General features: G+C 61.4%; 18 protein-coding genes. 10 read left to right on the forward strand and 8 right to left on the reverse strand.

What is annotated here, in order from left to right; translation table 11 throughout:
• Positions 1 to 5: 5 nt before the first annotated feature.
• The 5 genes from J1G37_RS06260 to J1G37_RS06280 all read right to left on the reverse strand — a co-directional run bounded on the left by J1G37_RS06260 (position 6) and on the right by J1G37_RS06280 (position 4,223).
• Entirely contained in the window at positions 6 to 1,028 is a 1,023-nt protein-coding gene (locus J1G37_RS06260; protein WP_207040569.1) for an SIS domain-containing protein, read from the reverse strand.
• On the reverse strand, positions 1,009 to 2,115 hold the full coding sequence (gene nagA, locus J1G37_RS06265; RefSeq protein ID WP_207040570.1) for an N-acetylglucosamine-6-phosphate deacetylase: 1,107 nt from the start codon (positions 2,113 to 2,115) through the stop codon (positions 1,009 to 1,011). The genes J1G37_RS06260 and nagA overlap by 20 nt, the downstream gene beginning before the upstream one ends.
• Before the next feature lie 9 nt (positions 2,116 to 2,124).
• On the reverse strand, positions 2,125 to 2,883 hold the full coding sequence (locus J1G37_RS06270) for a GntR family transcriptional regulator (RefSeq protein WP_207040571.1): 759 nt from the start codon (positions 2,881 to 2,883) through the stop codon (positions 2,125 to 2,127).
• A 263-nt stretch (positions 2,884 to 3,146) separates the two neighbouring features.
• On the reverse strand, positions 3,147 to 3,650 hold the full coding sequence (locus J1G37_RS06275) for a L,D-transpeptidase family protein (protein WP_207040572.1): 504 nt from the start codon (positions 3,648 to 3,650) through the stop codon (positions 3,147 to 3,149).
• Between the two features lie 24 nt (positions 3,651 to 3,674).
• Positions 3,675 to 4,223, reverse strand: coding sequence for an NUDIX hydrolase (locus J1G37_RS06280; RefSeq protein ID WP_207040573.1), 549 nt, complete (start codon positions 4,221 to 4,223; stop codon positions 3,675 to 3,677).
• A gap of 146 nt (positions 4,224 to 4,369) precedes the next feature.
• Here J1G37_RS06280 and J1G37_RS06285 point away from each other — a divergent pair, with 146 nt between their 5' ends.
• The 5 genes from J1G37_RS06285 (at position 4,370) to purT (ending at position 7,631) form a co-directional block, all read left to right on the forward strand.
• On the forward strand, positions 4,370 to 4,972 hold the full coding sequence (locus J1G37_RS06285) for a CoA pyrophosphatase (RefSeq protein WP_017736785.1): 603 nt from the start codon (positions 4,370 to 4,372) through the stop codon (positions 4,970 to 4,972).
• A gap of 38 nt (positions 4,973 to 5,010) precedes the next feature.
• Positions 5,011 to 5,535 carry a gamma carbonic anhydrase family protein gene (locus tag J1G37_RS06290; RefSeq protein WP_207040574.1) on the forward strand — a complete coding sequence of 175 codons (525 nt, stop codon included), beginning with the start codon at positions 5,011 to 5,013 and terminating at the stop codon, positions 5,533 to 5,535.
• The gene (locus tag J1G37_RS06295) at positions 5,532 to 5,747 is read left to right on the forward strand and encodes a DUF1289 domain-containing protein (protein ID WP_207040575.1); all 216 of its coding nucleotides are present in this window, start codon (positions 5,532 to 5,534) and stop codon (positions 5,745 to 5,747) included. Before J1G37_RS06290 ends, J1G37_RS06295 begins: the two co-directional genes overlap by 4 nt.
• A 165-nt stretch (positions 5,748 to 5,912) precedes the next feature.
• The gene (locus J1G37_RS06300) at positions 5,913 to 6,380 is read left to right on the forward strand and encodes a VUT family protein (RefSeq protein ID WP_124525029.1); all 468 of its coding nucleotides are present in this window, start codon (positions 5,913 to 5,915) and stop codon (positions 6,378 to 6,380) included.
• Positions 6,381 to 6,449: 69 nt separating this feature from the next.
• Positions 6,450 to 7,631 carry a formate-dependent phosphoribosylglycinamide formyltransferase gene (gene purT, locus J1G37_RS06305; protein ID WP_124525028.1) on the forward strand — a complete coding sequence of 394 codons (1,182 nt, stop codon included), beginning with the start codon at positions 6,450 to 6,452 and terminating at the stop codon, positions 7,629 to 7,631.
• 94 nt (positions 7,632 to 7,725) lie between these two features.
• Here the strand turns inward: purT and J1G37_RS06310 are convergent, their stop codons facing one another.
• From J1G37_RS06310 to ccsA, 3 genes are all read right to left on the reverse strand, one after another.
• Positions 7,726 to 9,039, reverse strand: a complete 1,314-nt coding sequence (locus tag J1G37_RS06310; RefSeq protein WP_207040576.1) for an MFS transporter — start codon at positions 9,037 to 9,039, stop codon at positions 7,726 to 7,728.
• Between the two features lie 381 nt (positions 9,040 to 9,420).
• Positions 9,421 to 10,659 (reverse strand): transporter associated domain-containing protein, encoded by a 1,239-nt coding sequence (locus tag J1G37_RS06315; protein WP_207040577.1) that lies wholly within the window; start codon positions 10,657 to 10,659, stop codon positions 9,421 to 9,423.
• Positions 10,660 to 10,671: 12 nt separating this feature from the next.
• A complete protein-coding gene (gene ccsA / locus J1G37_RS06320) occupies positions 10,672 to 11,475 on the reverse strand; it encodes a cytochrome c biogenesis protein CcsA (RefSeq protein WP_207040578.1) in 804 nt (267 codons plus the stop codon).
• Between the two features lie 243 nt (positions 11,476 to 11,718).
• On the opposite strand from ccsA, the gene ffh reads away from it, so the two are divergent.
• The 5 genes from ffh (at position 11,719) to rplS (ending at position 15,290) form a co-directional block, all read left to right on the forward strand.
• On the forward strand, positions 11,719 to 13,095 hold the full coding sequence (gene ffh / locus J1G37_RS06325) for a signal recognition particle protein (protein ID WP_207040579.1): 1,377 nt from the start codon (positions 11,719 to 11,721) through the stop codon (positions 13,093 to 13,095).
• A 250-nt stretch (positions 13,096 to 13,345) separates the two neighbouring features.
• A complete protein-coding gene (rpsP, locus tag J1G37_RS06330; protein WP_003238923.1) occupies positions 13,346 to 13,597 on the forward strand; it encodes a 30S ribosomal protein S16 in 252 nt (83 codons plus the stop codon).
• A gap of 5 nt (positions 13,598 to 13,602) precedes the next feature.
• Positions 13,603 to 14,139: a ribosome maturation factor RimM gene (rimM, locus tag J1G37_RS06335; RefSeq protein ID WP_003175898.1), complete on the forward strand. Its 537-nt coding sequence runs from the start codon at positions 13,603 to 13,605 to the stop codon at positions 14,137 to 14,139.
• Positions 14,121 to 14,894, forward strand: coding sequence for a tRNA (guanosine(37)-N1)-methyltransferase TrmD (gene trmD / locus J1G37_RS06340; RefSeq protein WP_177413985.1), 774 nt, complete (start codon positions 14,121 to 14,123; stop codon positions 14,892 to 14,894). Before rimM ends, trmD begins: the two co-directional genes overlap by 19 nt.
• 45 nt (positions 14,895 to 14,939) lie before the next feature.
• Complete coding sequence (gene rplS / locus J1G37_RS06345) at positions 14,940 to 15,290, forward strand: 50S ribosomal protein L19 (protein ID WP_003175895.1); 351 nt, start codon at positions 14,940 to 14,942, stop codon at positions 15,288 to 15,290.
• The last annotated feature ends 75 nt before the right edge of the window (positions 15,291 to 15,365 follow it).

Raw genomic sequence — 15,365 nt, forward strand, 5'->3', positions numbered from 1 at the left:
GCGACTCAGTGAGTGCGGGTAACTTTGCTCAGGTGACGCGGCTGGTCCGGGTCCATGCCCCGGGCTTCAGCCAGACCTGCCGCCATCACGTAGAAACTCTGGATCGCCAGGATCGGGTCCAGGCTTGGGTGTTCGGCGCGGCTCAGGGTCAGGTCGCGCTCGGCGATATCGTCCGGCGCGGCCAGCAACACACGGGCACCGCGTTGGCGCATATCGGCGGCCAGGCTCAACAGGCCGGCCTGTTCGGCGCCGCGTGGGGCGAAGACCAGCAGCGGGTAGTCGGCGCCGATCAAGGCCATCGGCCCGTGGCGCACTTCGGCGCTGCTGAAGGCTTCGGCCTGGATCGCCGAGGTTTCCTTGAGCTTGAGCGCGGCTTCCTGGGCGATGGCAAACCCGGCGCCACGGCCGATCACCATCAGTTGCTGGCAACCGCTCAAGGCGTCTATGGCGGCGCTCCAGTCTTGCTTGGCGGCTTCGCGCAGGCCGTCGGGCAGCGCTTGGCAGGCTTGCAGCAAGTCCGCTTCGCCGTTCCAGTGGCCGACCAACAACGCGCTGGCGCTTAGGGTGGCGATAAAGCTTTTGGTCGCGGCGACGCTGTGTTCCGGACCGGCGCACAGCGGTACGTGGAACTCACAGGCAGCTTCCAGCGGTGAGTCTTCGGCGTTGACCAGCGAGATGCTCAGCGCGCCGCGTTTGCGCAGCAGGCGCAGGCTGTTGACCAGGTCCGGGCTCTGGCCGGACTGGGAGAAGCCGAACGCGACTTGGCCGCTGACTTTCATCGGCGCCTGCAACAAGGTCACCACCGACATCGGCAGCGACGCTACCGGGATGCCCACGTGCTGCATCGCCAGGTAGGCAAAGTAGCTGGCGGCGTGGTCCGAACTGCCGCGCGCGATGGTCATTGCCACTTGCGGCGGCTGGCGGCGCAGGCGGCCGGCGATTTCTGCAAGCTGTGGTTCCAGGCGTTGCAGCTGTGCCGCGACGGCGTCGCAGGAGGCCAGGGCCTCTTCAAGCATTTTTGAAGTCAATGGTTTCTCCTTCGACCATTACGTCGGTGAGTTGCAGGGAGCGGTCCAGGCGCACGCAGTCGGCAAAACTGCCGGGTTGCAGGCGGCCGCGTTCTTCCAGGCCCAGATAGTCCGCAGGAAATTGCGACAGGCGTTGTGAGGCTTCGCTGATCGGCAGGCCGATTTTCACCAGGTTGCGCAACGCCTGATCCATGGTCAGGGTGCTGCCGGCCAGGGTGCCGTCGGCCAGGCGCACGCCGCCCAGGCATTTGGTCACGGTGTGGCTGCCCAGCTTGTATTCACCGTCGGGCATGCCGGCGGCGGCGGTGGAATCGGTGACGCAGTACAAACACGGGATCGCACGCAAGGCCACGCGCATGGCGCCGGGGTGCACGTGCAGCAAGTCGGGGATCAACTCGGCGTACTTGGCGTGGGCCAACGCGGCGCCGACGATGCCCGGCTCACGGTGATGCAGCGGGCTCATGGCGTTGTACAAGTGGGTGAAGCTAGTGGCGCCAGCGGCGAGGGCGGCGACGCCTTCTTCATAGCTGCCCAGGGTGTGACCGATCTGCATGCGCACGCCGCGCTGGCTGAGGGAGCGGATCAACGCGTCATGGCCGGCGATTTCCGGCGCGATGGTGATCACGCGGATCGGTGCCAGGCGCAGGTAGGCTTCCACTTCATCCATCAGCGCGGTGTGGGCGAAGTTGGGTTGGGCGCCGAGTTTTCCCGGATTGATGTAGGGCCCTTCCAGGTGCACGCCGAGAACCCGGGCGCAGCCGGTAGGGCGTTGTTCACAGAAGGTGCCAAGCTGGTCGAGCACGCTGGAGATCTCGTCCACCGGCGCGGTCATGGTCGTGGCCAGCAGTGACGTGGTGCCAAAGCGCACGTGGGTGCGGGTAATGGTCTCGAAGGCGGCAAAGCCTTCCATGATGTCCTTGCCGCCACCGCCGTGTACGTGCAGGTCGATAAAACCCGGCAGCAGGTAGGGCAAATCGTTGTCGGCCGGGTCGCAAGGCGTGCCTTCGATGGCGATCACCTTGCCGTGTTCGTGCACCAGGCGGCCGCGCATCCAGCCGTGGGGCGTGAGGATATTGTCTTCGGACATGGCAGTTCTCTAAGGCCGCAGCTCGGCGGCAAAGTCATAGCGGCGCAGCTCTGCGACAAAGTCGTAGTAGTCGTTGCGGCAATAGGTGTCGGTGATTTCGATCGGCGTGTTGTCGGCGGTGTAGCCCACGCGGGTCATCAGCAACATGGCGGTGCCGGGAGCGATGCCCACCAGCTTGGCGAATTCGTCCGAGGCGTTGATCGCCTGGATATGTTGCAGGGCGCGCACGATGGGTTTGCCGATGCCTTCGAGGTATTCGTACAGCGAACTGCCGACCACCTGCGGGTTGGGCAAGATGGCGGCGGGCATGGCGGTCATCTCAATGGCCATCACCGTGTCGTCGGCTTTGCGCAGGCGCTTGAGGCGCGCCACTTTGTCGGTGGGCGACAGGCACAGGCGGATCAGTTCTTCGTGGGTCGGCGGGGTGATGTCGCGCTCCAGCCATTGGGAGCTGGGCACAAAGCCCTTCAGGCGCAGCATCTCGCTAAAGCCCGAGAGACGTGACAGCGGCTGTTCCAGGCGCGGCGTGATAAAGGTGCCGGAGCCTTGGCTGCGGCGGATCAGGCCTTGGGCAAACAGCACTTCCAGGGCTTTGCGGGCGGTAACCCGCGAAATGCTCAACTGCTCGCATAGCGCACGTTCCGAGGGCAGCGCCTGTTCAGACGTCCACTGGCCGGCGTGGATCGCCGCTTCCAGTTTGCGCGCCAATTGCAGGTACAGCGGCGTGGATTGTTTGTCGTCGGGGCGCAGGGCCAGGATGGGGTTCATCTGTTGGGTTTCCGATGCGGTTATTGGAGTGTTGTCGCCCGGTATTGGCCGGAAATTAATACCACTTAAATACCATGTCAATGCGGCCAAAATGGTGCAGGCCAAGGTTTTAGAGCCCTGTAATGGGGGCTGGTATCAAGTGGTATTAGAGAGGTCTTTATCGCGCGCAGAACAGTGCAGCCCGGCGCGGTGAACTGGTATTCACCGGCAGGCGTTGCTGGGGGCAGGAAAAAAAATCGAATTATTTTACGAACGGTACGAGATTACGGACGAATCTCGATGAGGGTGCCGTCCTTGACCAGGTTCCACACTTCGCGCATATCCACGTTGCGCATACCGATGCAGCCGTCGGTCCAGTCCAGGGTGTGGAACCACTGCTCCGGGTACTCCTCGGTGTCGGGGGTGCCGTGGATCATGATCATGCTGCCGGGCTTCACGCCTTCACGGCGGGCGCGCGCGGCGTCGCTGATATTGGGGTAGGAAATGTGCATGGCCAGGTTGAAGCGGTCGCTGGTCTTGCGCCAGTCGAGCCAGTAGAGGCCTTCTGGCGTGCGGCGGTCGCCTTCGATCAGCTTGTGGCCCTTGGGGTTCTTGCCGAGGGAAATGCGGTAGGTCTTGAGGGGCTTGCCGTCGTTGATCAGTTGCAATTGGTGGGCGGACTTGAGGACCAGGACTTTTTCGACGGTTTTGCCGCCGATGGTTTCCACCGTGGAGGCTGATGACAAGGTAGCGAACGACAGGCAGATAAGGGCGAGCAACAGACGCATTAAAACGATTTCCTGCCTGGAGTGTTATTTGGGCGATGGCATCATCGGCGGCACCGCTTCGCTGCGCACCGGGAACTGCTGTTGCCGGCGGTCAGCGAAAAAGCATTCTAAGGTACGCCCGACCGTGCGGAAAGCCAGCTCGGACCAAGGGATGTCGGCTTCGTCGAATAGCTGCACTTCAAGGCTTTCGGGGCCGGCGGCGAAGTCCAGGTCCACCAGGTCGGCGCGGTAGAAGATGTGCACCTGGTTGATGTGCGGCACGTCGATCAGGGTGTAGATGCTCAGGTTGCGCACGCGGGCGCAGGCTTCTTCCAGGGTTTCGCGGGCGGCGGCCTGTTCGACGGTTTCGCCGTTCTCCATGAAGCCGGCAGGCAGGGTCCAGTAACCCAGGCGCGGTTCGATGGCGCGGCGGCACAGCAGCACTTTGTCGCCCCACACTGGCACGGTGCCAGCGACGATATTGGGGTTCTGGTAGTGAATGGTCGAGCAGTGATCACACACAAAACGCAGGCGGCCGTCGCCTTCGGGGATACGTTGGGTAACCGGTTTACCGCACTGGCTGCAGAAATTCATGCTGGGGTTCCTGGAAAGTGCGTCTATCTTGGCTTGGCGGGCAGGGCCCTGCAAGTTGTCGTTTAGCGACAGCCCCTGGGTTTTGGGGTTGGGCGCCCGCACGCTTTGGTGCATGATGCAAGGTAGCCAACAGACCGAGATGACTCATGCTGGACGAGCTACTTCGCCGGGTAAGCAATCACACTCCCCACACCCTGGAGACCGACGGGCGTTTCCCCGAGGCCGCGGTGCTGGTGCCGATTACCCGCAGTGACGAACCTGAGCTGATCCTGACCCTGCGCGCCAGTGGCCTGTCGACCCACGGCGGCGAAGTGGCCTTCCCCGGCGGGCGCCGCGATCCCGAAGACCCGGACCTGATCTTTACCGCGCTGCGTGAAGCCGAAGAAGAAATCGGCCTGCCGCCCGGCCTGGTGGAAGTGATTGGCCCGTTGAGTCCACTGATCTCCCTGCATGGCATTCGGGTGACACCCTATGTCGGCGTTATCCCCGATTACGTCGAGTACCTGGCCAACGATGCCGAGATTGCTGCCGTGTTCAGCGTGCCCTTGGAGTTTTTCCGACAGGACCCGCGCGAACATACCCATAGGATCGATTACCAGGGCCGCAGTTGGTACGTGCCCAGCTATCGGTTTGGCGAATACAAGATCTGGGGCCTGACGGCGATCATGATCGTCGAGTTGATCAACCTGCTCTATGACGACGCCAAGATCAGCCTGCACCAGCCACCGAAAAGCTTCATCAACATCTAATAAGCCATCGTTTGAATGGCGAGCCGTGAGGAAAAACCATGAAATACCGCCTGGGCGACGCCCGCGTCGAGACGCACCCCAACAGCTGGGTGGCCCCCAATGCCACGCTGGTGGGCAAGGTCAAGCTGGAGGAGGGCGCCAACGTCTGGTTCAACGCGGTGTTGCGTGGCGACAACGAACTGATCCTGATCGGCAAGAACAGCAACGTGCAGGACGGCAGCGTGATGCACACCGACATGGGCTACCCGCTGACCCTGGGCACCGGCGTGACCATCGGCCATAACGCCATGCTGCACGGCTGCTCGGTGGACGACTACAGCCTGATCGGCATCAACGCGGTGATCCTCAACGGCGCCAAGATCGGCAAGCACTGCATCATCGGCGCCAACTCGCTGATCGGCGAGGGCAAGGAAATTCCTGACGGGTCGCTGGTGATGGGTTCGCCGGGCAAGGTGGTGCGTGAGTTGACCGAGGCGCAGAAGAAGATGCTCGAAGCCAGCGCCGCGCACTATGTGCATAACTCGCAGCGTTACGCGCGTGACTTGGTTGAGCAGGAAGAATGAACCCGATTGAACGCCCCGTTGCCTCGCCGTGCGTGAGTATTTGTGCGCTGGATGACGACGATATCTGCACGGGCTGCCAGCGTACGGTGGACGAGATCACGCGCTGGGGGCGCATGGACAATGCCGAGCGCCGGGTGGTGTTGGGGTTGTGTCATGAGCGGGCGGTGGCGGGGGGGATGGTGTTTATGGTTCCTGGGAAATCTGGCGCCTGATAGATTGCTATCGCAGGCAAGCCAGCTCCCACATTGGACCGCGTTTATCCTGTAGGAATGCGGTCAAAATGTGGGAGCTGGCTTGCCTGCGATGAGGCCCTCCCAGACGACATATTTCCAATTGTGAAGTACCCTGTGCGGCATAACCCACAGGTCCACTTTCCCATGCTCTTCCTGATCGCCTACATCAGCAGCGTCGTGCTGATCAACTTCGCCTTCTCCACCGCCCCGCACCTGGATGTCATCTGGTCCGCTTGGGGTGGCCTGGTCTTTATCCTGCGCGACATGGTGCAAACCCGCTTCGGCCACGGCGCAATCGTGGCCATGCTGGCCGCGCTGGTGCTGTCGTATGTAACCTCCGACCCGGCCATTGCGTTGGCCAGCGCCACGGCGTTCGCGGTGTCCGAGTGCATCGACTGGCTGGTGTTCAGCATCACCAAGCGCCCGCTCCACGACCGTCTGTGGATCAGTTCGGCGCTGAGCATTCCCCTCGATACCTTTATCTTTTTCGGCCTGATCGGTGCACTCACCCCGGCCGTGGCCGGCACTGCGCTGGCGTCGAAATTCGCCGGGGTCACGGTGGTGTGGCTGGTCATGGCCTGGCGCGTGCGCAAGCGCGCCGTCGTCAACTGAGGCCAATTTTTACAGTTCATGTAAAATGCCGGCCTTTCTCCAAACGATCCGCTCCCCTGAGGACCTGAGATGACCCGAATCGGAACTCCATTGTCGCCAACCGCGACCCGCGTTTTGCTGTGTGGCTGCGGTGAGCTGGGCAAGGAAGTGGTAATCGAACTGCAACGCCTGGGCGTTGAAGTGATTGCCGTGGATCGCTACGCCAACGCCCCTGCCATGCAGGTTGCGCACCGTAGCCACGTGATCAACATGCTCGACGGCGCCGCCCTGCGTGCGGTGATCGAGGCCGAGAAGCCGCACTTCATCGTGCCGGAAATCGAAGCCATCGCCACCGCCACCCTGGTGGAACTGGAAGCCGAAGGCTTCACCGTGATCCCGACGGCGCGTGCCACTTCGCTGACCATGAACCGCGAAGGCATCCGTCGCCTGGCCGCCGAAGAGCTGGACCTGCCAACCTCGCCGTACCACTTCGCCGATACCTTCGAAGACTACAGCAAGGCCGTGCAAGACCTGGGCTTCCCGTGCGTGGTCAAGCCGGTGATGAGTTCGTCGGGCAAGGGCCAGAGCCTGCTGCGCAGCGCTGATGACGTGCAGACAGCCTGGGATTACGCCCAGGAAGGCGGGCGTGCCGGTAAAGGCCGGGTGATCATCGAAGGCTTTATCGACTTCGACTACGAAATCACCTTGCTGACCGTGCGCCACATTGGCGGCACCACCTTCTGTGCACCGGTTGGTCATCGTCAGGAGAAGGGCGATTACCAGGAATCCTGGCAGCCGCAGGCCATGAGCCCGATTGCCTTGGCCGAATCCGAGCGCGTCGCCAAAGCCGTGACCGAGGCCTTGGGTGGCCGTGGTCTGTTTGGCGTGGAGCTGTTCATCAAGGGCGATCAGGTGTGGTTCAGCGAAGTGTCGCCGCGCCCGCATGACACTGGCTTGGTGACCCTGATTTCCCAGGACCTGTCGCAGTTTGCACTGCACGCGCGCGCTATCCTCGGCCTGCCGATTCCGTTGATCCGTCAGTTCGGGCCTTCGGCGTCGGCGGTGATTCTGGTGGAAGGGCAGTCGACCCAGACGGCATTCGCCAACCTTGGCGCGGCCTTGAGCGAACCGGACACGGCGCTGCGCCTGTTTGGCAAGCCAGAAGTGAATGGTCAGCGGCGGATGGGTGTGGCGTTGGCGCGGGATGAGTCGATTGAAGCGGCTCGGGCCAAGGCTACTCGTGCTTCCAAGGCTGTTGTAGTAGAGCTGTAACCGAGTCGCGCCCATCGCAGGCAAGCCAGCTCCCACAGTTTGAATTGTGAATACCTTCAAATGTGGGAGCGGGCTTGCCCGCGATGGCGGTCTGTCAGGCGACCTTGTTCAAATCATTATCCCGCGTCTCTTTCAGGCACAGCACCGCAATCAAGCTCAGCAACGCTGCCGCCGACACATACCCGCCGACATAACTCAGCCCACCCATCGCCACCAGCTTGGTCGCGAAGAACGGTGCCGCCGACGCGCCCACGATCCCACCCAGGTTATACGCCGCCGATGCGCCGGTATAACGCACGCGGGTCGGGAACAGTTCCGGCAGCATCGCGCCCATCGGTGCAAACGTCACGCCCATCAGGAACAGCTCCAGCGCCAGGAACAGTGCCACGGCCCAGGTTGAGCCGTGGGTCAGCAGTGGCTCCATGGTAAAGCCCGACAGGATCGCCAGGATTGCGCCGACGATCAGCACCGGCCGGCGCCCGTAGCGATCACTGGCCAGGGCCGCCAGCGGTGTGGCCAGCCCCATGAACAACACCGCGAAGCACAGCAGGCCGAGGAATGTCTCGCGGCTGTAACCCAGGGTCGACACGCCGTAGCTCAGGGAAAACGCGGTGGTGATGTAGAACAGTGCATAACACACCACCATCGACGCCGCGCCCAGCAGCACCGGCAGCCAGTGCTGGCTGAACAGCTCCACCAGCGGCACTTTGACCGGGGCTTCCTTGGCCACGGCATTGGCGAACACTGGGGTTTCATGCAGTTTCAGGCGCGCGTACAGGCCCACCATCACCAAGGCTGCGCTGAGGATGAACGGGATACGCCAGCCCCAGCTGCGGAACTGCTCGTCGCTCAGGCTCATGGCCAGGATCAGGAACAGGCCGTTGGCCGCGAGGAAGCCAATCGACGGGCCCAATTGCGGGAACATGCCGAACCAGGCACGTTTGCCTTTCGGCGCGTTCTCGGTGGCGAGCAAGGCGGCACCGCCCCATTCCCCACCAAGGCCCAGGCCCTGGCCGAAGCGCAGCACGCACAACAGGATCGGCGCCCAGGCCCCGATGCTGTCGTAGCCCGGCAGTAAACCGATCAGCGTGGTGCACACGCCCATCAACAGCAGCGAGGCGACCAAGGTGGATTTGCGGCCAATACGGTCGCCAAAGTGGCCGAACAACGCCGAACCCAGCGGGCGGGCGATAAAGGCGATGCCGAAGGTCAGGAACGACGCCAGCATCTGCGCGGTGCCGGAGGTCTGCGGGAAGAACACCGGTCCGATCACCAGCGCGGCGGCCGTGGCGTAGATATAGAAGTCGTAGAACTCGATGGCGGTGCCGACGATGCTGGCCGTGGCGACCCGTGCGGTCGAGTTGGTCGGGGCGGCGTCGGTCGCGGCCTCGTTATAGGTGGTGCTCATGGCGGTATCCCTAGCGGTCATTGCGCGTTTGGACGCGGATTATTATGGGTCGAACACCCATGGATCATGGGTTGTGCGCGGGGCGGCTCGGGATGGGAGCGAACACCGGTCAGACACGGTAAAGCGGTGCCTGGACGCTTTGAGTGCGGGTAGCACGCGGACGGGCGGGGCTTTGGTAAGCCGCAGGGATTATAGGAAGGGGTTTTGAAATACAACAAGAGGCTGGTGGGCTGAAACTGGATCTCTGTGGGAGCTGGGCTTGTGTGGGAGCTGGCTTGCCTGCGATAGCATCGCCTCGGTGCAACTGATGAACCGAGTCGCCTGCATCGCAGGCAAGCCAGCTCCCACACAAGCCAACTCCCACAGGTTGATCGAGTGGGTTCAGGCGGCGACAGGCACCCGGCTGGTGTGCCAGATCAGCACTTTGCTGACCCGGTTGTCTTCGGTCTCGAGGATTTCCAGGCGATAACGCCCGATCTTCAGGCACACCGCGCAATCGGGAATTGTCTCCAGCGCTTCGGTGACCAAGCCATTGAGGGTCTTGGGGCCGTCGCTGGGCAGGTGCCAGTTCAGGCTCTTGTTCAGTTCGCGGATCGACGCCGCGCCATCGACAATGTAGCGGCCATCGGGCTGCGGTTCGATGTGAGGATTGTCTGCACCCTGTTCGCTTTCGAATTCGCCGACGATTTCTTCAAGGATGTCTTCGAGGGTGACAATGCCCAGCACTTCGCCGTATTCGTCCACCACCATGCCCAGGCGGCGCTGTTGCTTGTGGAAGTTCAGCAGTTGCAGTTGCAGCGGCGTGCTTTCCGGGACGAAGTAGGGTTCGTGGCACGCCGCGAGCAACGCTTCCTTGGTCAGGCTGGCGTTGGGCAGCAGGTGCTGGATCTGCCGGGTGTTGAGGACGGCTTCGACCTGGTTGATATCGCTGTGGAACACCGGCAGGCGGGTGCGCTGGGACGTGCGCAGTTGCTCGATGATTTCTTCGATCGAATCATCCAGGTTGATGCCGTCCACTTCGCTGCGTGGCACCAGGATGTCGTTGACAGTGATGTTGTCCAGCGCGTGGATGCCCGGCATGCCCGGCGTGCGGTCTTCATCGGCCTGGGGCTCGGGCTCGTCATCATGATCCGGCAACGGCTCGTCGCTCTTTTTCACCACGCCGGACTTGCGGGCAAACGGGCGCAGCAACAACAGGCTGATGCCATTGAGCAGCCAGGCCAGCGGGTAGAGGATTTTCAGCGGCACGCCCAGCAGCGTGTTGCCAAAGCCCAGCACCGCCTGCGGATAGCGCGTGGCGAGGGCGCGGGGCAGATAGTCGGCGAGGATCAGCAGGATCGCGCAGGAAATCATCCAGCCCAGCCAAGGGCCGTTTTGCGCCCAGGCGTAGATCGCCAGCAGCGTGCAGAGAATCACCACTGCCGCGCGGCACAAGCTGTTGCACAGAATCAGGCTGTTGCGCGGGAAGTTCAGGCGCGCCGCCGCCTTGTCACCCTGGCGTGTACCGGGGCGCAGGGCCAGCAGGTGTTGTTGTGCGGCTTCGATGGCGGTAAACAGCGCCGCCCATAACACCAGCAAGGCGATTACCGCGAGCATCGGCCCCAGGGGCAAGTTGTCCATGATCGCTGCCCGTCAGATATGCAGGATGTATTCGCGAACCAGCTTGCTGCCGAAATAGGCCAGCATCAGCAGGCAGAAACCGGCCAGGGTCCAGCGGATCGCCTTGTGCCCGCGCCAGCCAAGGCGGTTACGGCCCCACAGCAGCACGCTGAACACCACCCAGGCCAGGCACGCCAGCAGGGTCTTGTGCACCAGGTGCTGGGCAAACAGGTTTTCGACGAACAGCCAGCCGGAGATCAGTGACAGCGACAGCAGCGTCCAGCCGGCCCAGAGGAAACCGAACAGCAGGCTTTCCATGGTTTGCAGCGGCGGGAAGTTCTTGATTAGCCCGGACGGGTGCTTGTGCTTGAGCTGGTGGTCCTGCAGCAGCAGGAGCAGGGACTGGAACACCGCGATGGTGAACATGCCGTAGGCCAGGATCGACAGCAGGATGTGCGCGAGGATGCCCGGCTCCTCATCGATCACCTGTACGGTGCCGGTGGGGGCGAATTGCGACAGCAGCACCGTCAGCAGGCCCAGGGGGAATAGCAGGACGAGCAGGTTCTCCACCGGGATGCGCGAGCAGGCGATCAGCGTCAAGGCGATCACGGCCGCGGCGATCAGGCTGGCCGCGCTGAAAAAATCCAGGCCCAGGCCGACCGGCGTCATCAGGTGGGTAAACAGGCTGGCCGCGTGGGCCAGCAGGGCAGCGACGCCGAGGCCAACCAGCAGGCGCTTGTCCGCCTTGGTGCCTTGGGCCAGACGAGTGCCCTGATAGAGAGTCGCAGCGGCATACAAAAGGGCGGCGGCGAGGCTGGGTAGCAAACTGGGTGACAAAGGGAGCATAAATCCTGTTAGGCAAGCCCGAAAGACGCTGAGTTTGGCATACCCCCGCGTAACACGAAAGACTCTCAGGCCAGACAGCGGGTGTGCATGGCGGCAGTCTTCGCTATAATCCGCGACCTGCCCACGCCGCAGGCTCGCCGAGCGCTGTTTTTAATAGCGATTTACCACAGCCTGGGCCGTCATTACCTCGGTCTACCACTGCATTTCGATGAGTAGGGCCTGAAAGGAACGCGCATGTTTGAAAACTTGACTGACCGTCTCTCGCAGACGCTGCGCCACGTAACCGGCAAGGCCAAGCTGACCGAGGACAATATCAAAGACACCCTGCGTGAAGTGCGCATGGCGTTGCTGGAAGCCGACGTGGCCTTGCCAGTGGTGAAGGACTTCGTCAACTCGGTCAAAGAGCGCGCAGTGGGCACCGAAGTGTCCCGCAGCCTGACGCCGGGCCAGGCCTTCGTGAAGATCGTCCAGGCCGAACTCGAAAGCCTGATGGGCGCCGCCAACGAAGACCTGAACCTCAGCGCCGTGCCACCGGCCGTCGTGCTGATGGCCGGTCTGCAAGGTGCGGGCAAGACCACCACCGCCGGCAAGCTGGCGCGCTTCCTTAAAGAGCGCAAGAAGAAATCCGTGATGGTGGTGTCGGCCGACGTCTACCGTCCGGCGGCGATTAAACAGCTGGAAATGCTCGCGGGCGAAGTGGGCGTGACCTTCTTCCCGTCCGACCTGAGCCAGAAGCCGGTCGATATCGCCAACGCGGCTATTAAAGAAGCCAAGCTGAAGTTCATCGACGTAGTGATCGTCGATACCGCCGGTCGCCTGCACATCGATGAAGAGATGATGGGCGAGATCAAGGCGCTGCATGCCGCGATCAACCCGGTCGAGACGCTGTTCGTGGTCGACGCCATGACCGGCCAGGATGCGGCCAACACCGCCAAGGCCTTTGGTGATGCGCTGCCGCTGACCGGCGTGATTCTCACCAAGGTCGACGGCGACGCCCGTGGCGGTGCCGCGCTGTCGGTACGTGCCATCACCGGCAAGCCGATCAAGTTCATCGGTATGGGCGAGAAGAGCGAAGCGCTCGAACCGTTCCACCCGGAGCGTATCGCGTCGCGCATCCTTGGCATGGGCGACGTGCTCAGCCTGATCGAGCAGGCCGAAGCCACGCTCGACAAGGACAAGGCCGACAAGCTGGCCAAGAAGCTGAAGAAGGGCAAGGGCTTCGACCTCGAAGACTTCCGTGACCAGCTGCAACAGATGAAGAACATGGGCGGCCTCGGCGGCCTGATGGACAAGCTGCCGAGCATCGGCGGTGTGAACCTGGCGCAAATGGGCAATGCCCAGGGCGCGGCAGAGAAGCAGTTCAAGCAGATGGAAGCCATCATCAACTCCATGACCCCGGCCGAGCGCCGCGACCCTGAATTGATCAGCGGTTCGCGCAAGCGTCGGATCGCCATGGGTTCCGGCACCCAGGTGCAGGACATCGGTCGCTTGATCAAGCAACACAAGCAGATGCAGAAGATGATGAAGAAATTCTCCGCAAAAGGCGGAATGGCCAAGATGATGCGCGGCATGGGCGGTATGTTGCCCGGCGGCGGCATGCCGAAAATGTAAAGTATTCGAGCGCAAGCACGCTTGCGCTCCGACCCACATGGACGTGGGATCTCCAGCAAACCCGCGGTTAGCGGGAGCTGACTTGCCGTTTTAACCGACGGCTCTATAGCAGATCTGAATGGCACGCCGATAGGCGCCAGAAAAAGACATTTGCAAAAGTCCGGATATTCCTTAGAATATGCGGCCTTTCGGGCACCTATGCCCGCTGTGCATTTAGATTTGCAGCACCGACTACAGGAACGATGTTCACATGCTAACAATCCGTCTTGCCCTTGGCGGCTCCAAAAAGCGCCCGTTTTACCACTTGACCGTAACTGACAGCCGCAACCCGCGTGACGGCTCTCACAAGGAACAAGTTGGCTTCTTCAACCCGATCGCTCGTGGTCAAGAAGTTCGTCTGTCCGTGAACCAAGAGCGCGTAGCCTACTGGCTGAGCGTTGGCGCACAGCCATCCGAGCGCGTTGCCAAGCTGTTGAAAGACTCGGCTAAGGCCGCAGCCTGAGCAATATGAACGCGACGCCAGCTGTTGCTGATGATTTGATCGTTATCGGCAAGATCTACTCTGTTCATGGCGTTCGCGGCGAAGTGAAGGTGTATTCCTTTACTGATCCGACTGAAAACCTGTTGCAGTACAAAACCTGGACGCTCAAGCGCGAAGGGAGTGTGAAACAGGTCGAGCTGGTCAGTGGACGCGGGAGCGACAAGTTCCTGGTCGCAAAGCTCAAGGGTCTTGATGATCGTGAAGAAGCTCGTCTTCTGGCTGGTTATGAGATCTGCGTGCCGCGCAACCTGTTCCCTGAATTGACCGACGGCGAGTACTACTGGTACCAGCTGGAAGGTCTGAAGGTTATTGATCAACTCGGGCAATTGCTCGGGAAAATCGACCATCTTCTGGAAACCGGCGCCAATGATGTAATGGTGGTCAAGCCTTGCGCTGGCAGCCTGGATGATCGCGAACGCCTGTTGCCCTATACGGAGCAATGCGTGTTGGCCGTCGACCTGGCCGCAGGCGAGATGAAGGTGGAATGGGATGCGGACTTCTAAGCGTGGCTAATTTGCGCATTGAAGTGATCAGTTTGTTTCCCGAGATGTTTTCCGCCATCAGCGAGTACGGCATCACCAGTCGGGCGGTGAAACAGGGGCTGTTGCAGCTCACCTGTTGGAACCCGCGAGACTACACGACGGATCGACATCACACTGTGGACGATCGCCCATTTGGCGGTGGCCCGGGCATGGTGATGAAGATCAAGCCCCTGGAAGACGCGTTGGCCCAGGCCAAGGCCGCAGCCGGGGAGAAGGCGAAGGTAATTTACCTGTCCCCTCAAGGCCGTCAGCTGAAACAGGCTGCGGTACGCGACATGGCGAATGAGGAAGCATTGATCCTGATTGCCGGTCGCTACGAAGGCATTGACGAGCGTTTTATAGATGCTCATGTCGATGAAGAGTGGTCGATTGGGGACTATGTCCTGTCTGGCGGCGAGCTGCCGGCGATGGTCCTGATAGATGCGGTTACACGACTGCTGCCTGGAGCTTTAGGGCATGCGGACTCCGCGGAGGAAGATTCCTTCACGGATGGTTTGCTGGATTGCCCGCACTACACCCGACCGGAGGTGTATGCGGATCAGCGTGTTCCCGACGTATTGCTAAGTGGCAATCACGCACACATCCGGCGTTGGCGTTTACAGCAGTCCCTTGGTCGGACCTATGAACGACGCGCCGATCTTCTGGAAAGCCGCTCGCTTTCTGGAGAAGAGAAGAAGCTGCTCGAGGAATACATCCTCGCGCGGGACGATAGTTAACAACGTATCGATGGTAGGTCCATTGACTTACCTTAGGAGCACAGCATGACTAACAAAATCATCCTTGCACTCGAAGCAGAGCAGATGACCAAAGAGATCCCTACCTTTGCCCCGGGCGACACCATTGTCGTTCAGGTGAAAGTGAAGGAAGGCGACCGTTCGCGTCTGCAAGCGTTCGAAGGCGTGGTAATTGCCAAGCGTAACCGTGGTGTGAACAGTGCTTTCACTGTTCGTAAAATCTCCAACGGTGTTGGCGTAGAGCGTACTTTCCAGACCTACAGCCCGCAAATCGACAGCATGGCCGTTAAACGTCGCGGTGACGTACGTAAAGCCAAGCTGTACTACCTGCGTGACCTGTCCGGTAAAGCAGCTCGCATCAAGGAAAAACTGGCTTAAGTCCAGCTTCCCGATGCAGGAAAAAGCAGCCTACGGGCTGCTTTTTTGTGCCTGAAATTTGTCTATTTGCCGGTA

It is taken from the genome of Pseudomonas sp. Marseille-Q1929, from assembly GCF_017316265.1.
Taxonomy (GTDB): Bacteria; Pseudomonadota; Gammaproteobacteria; order Pseudomonadales; family Pseudomonadaceae; genus Aquipseudomonas.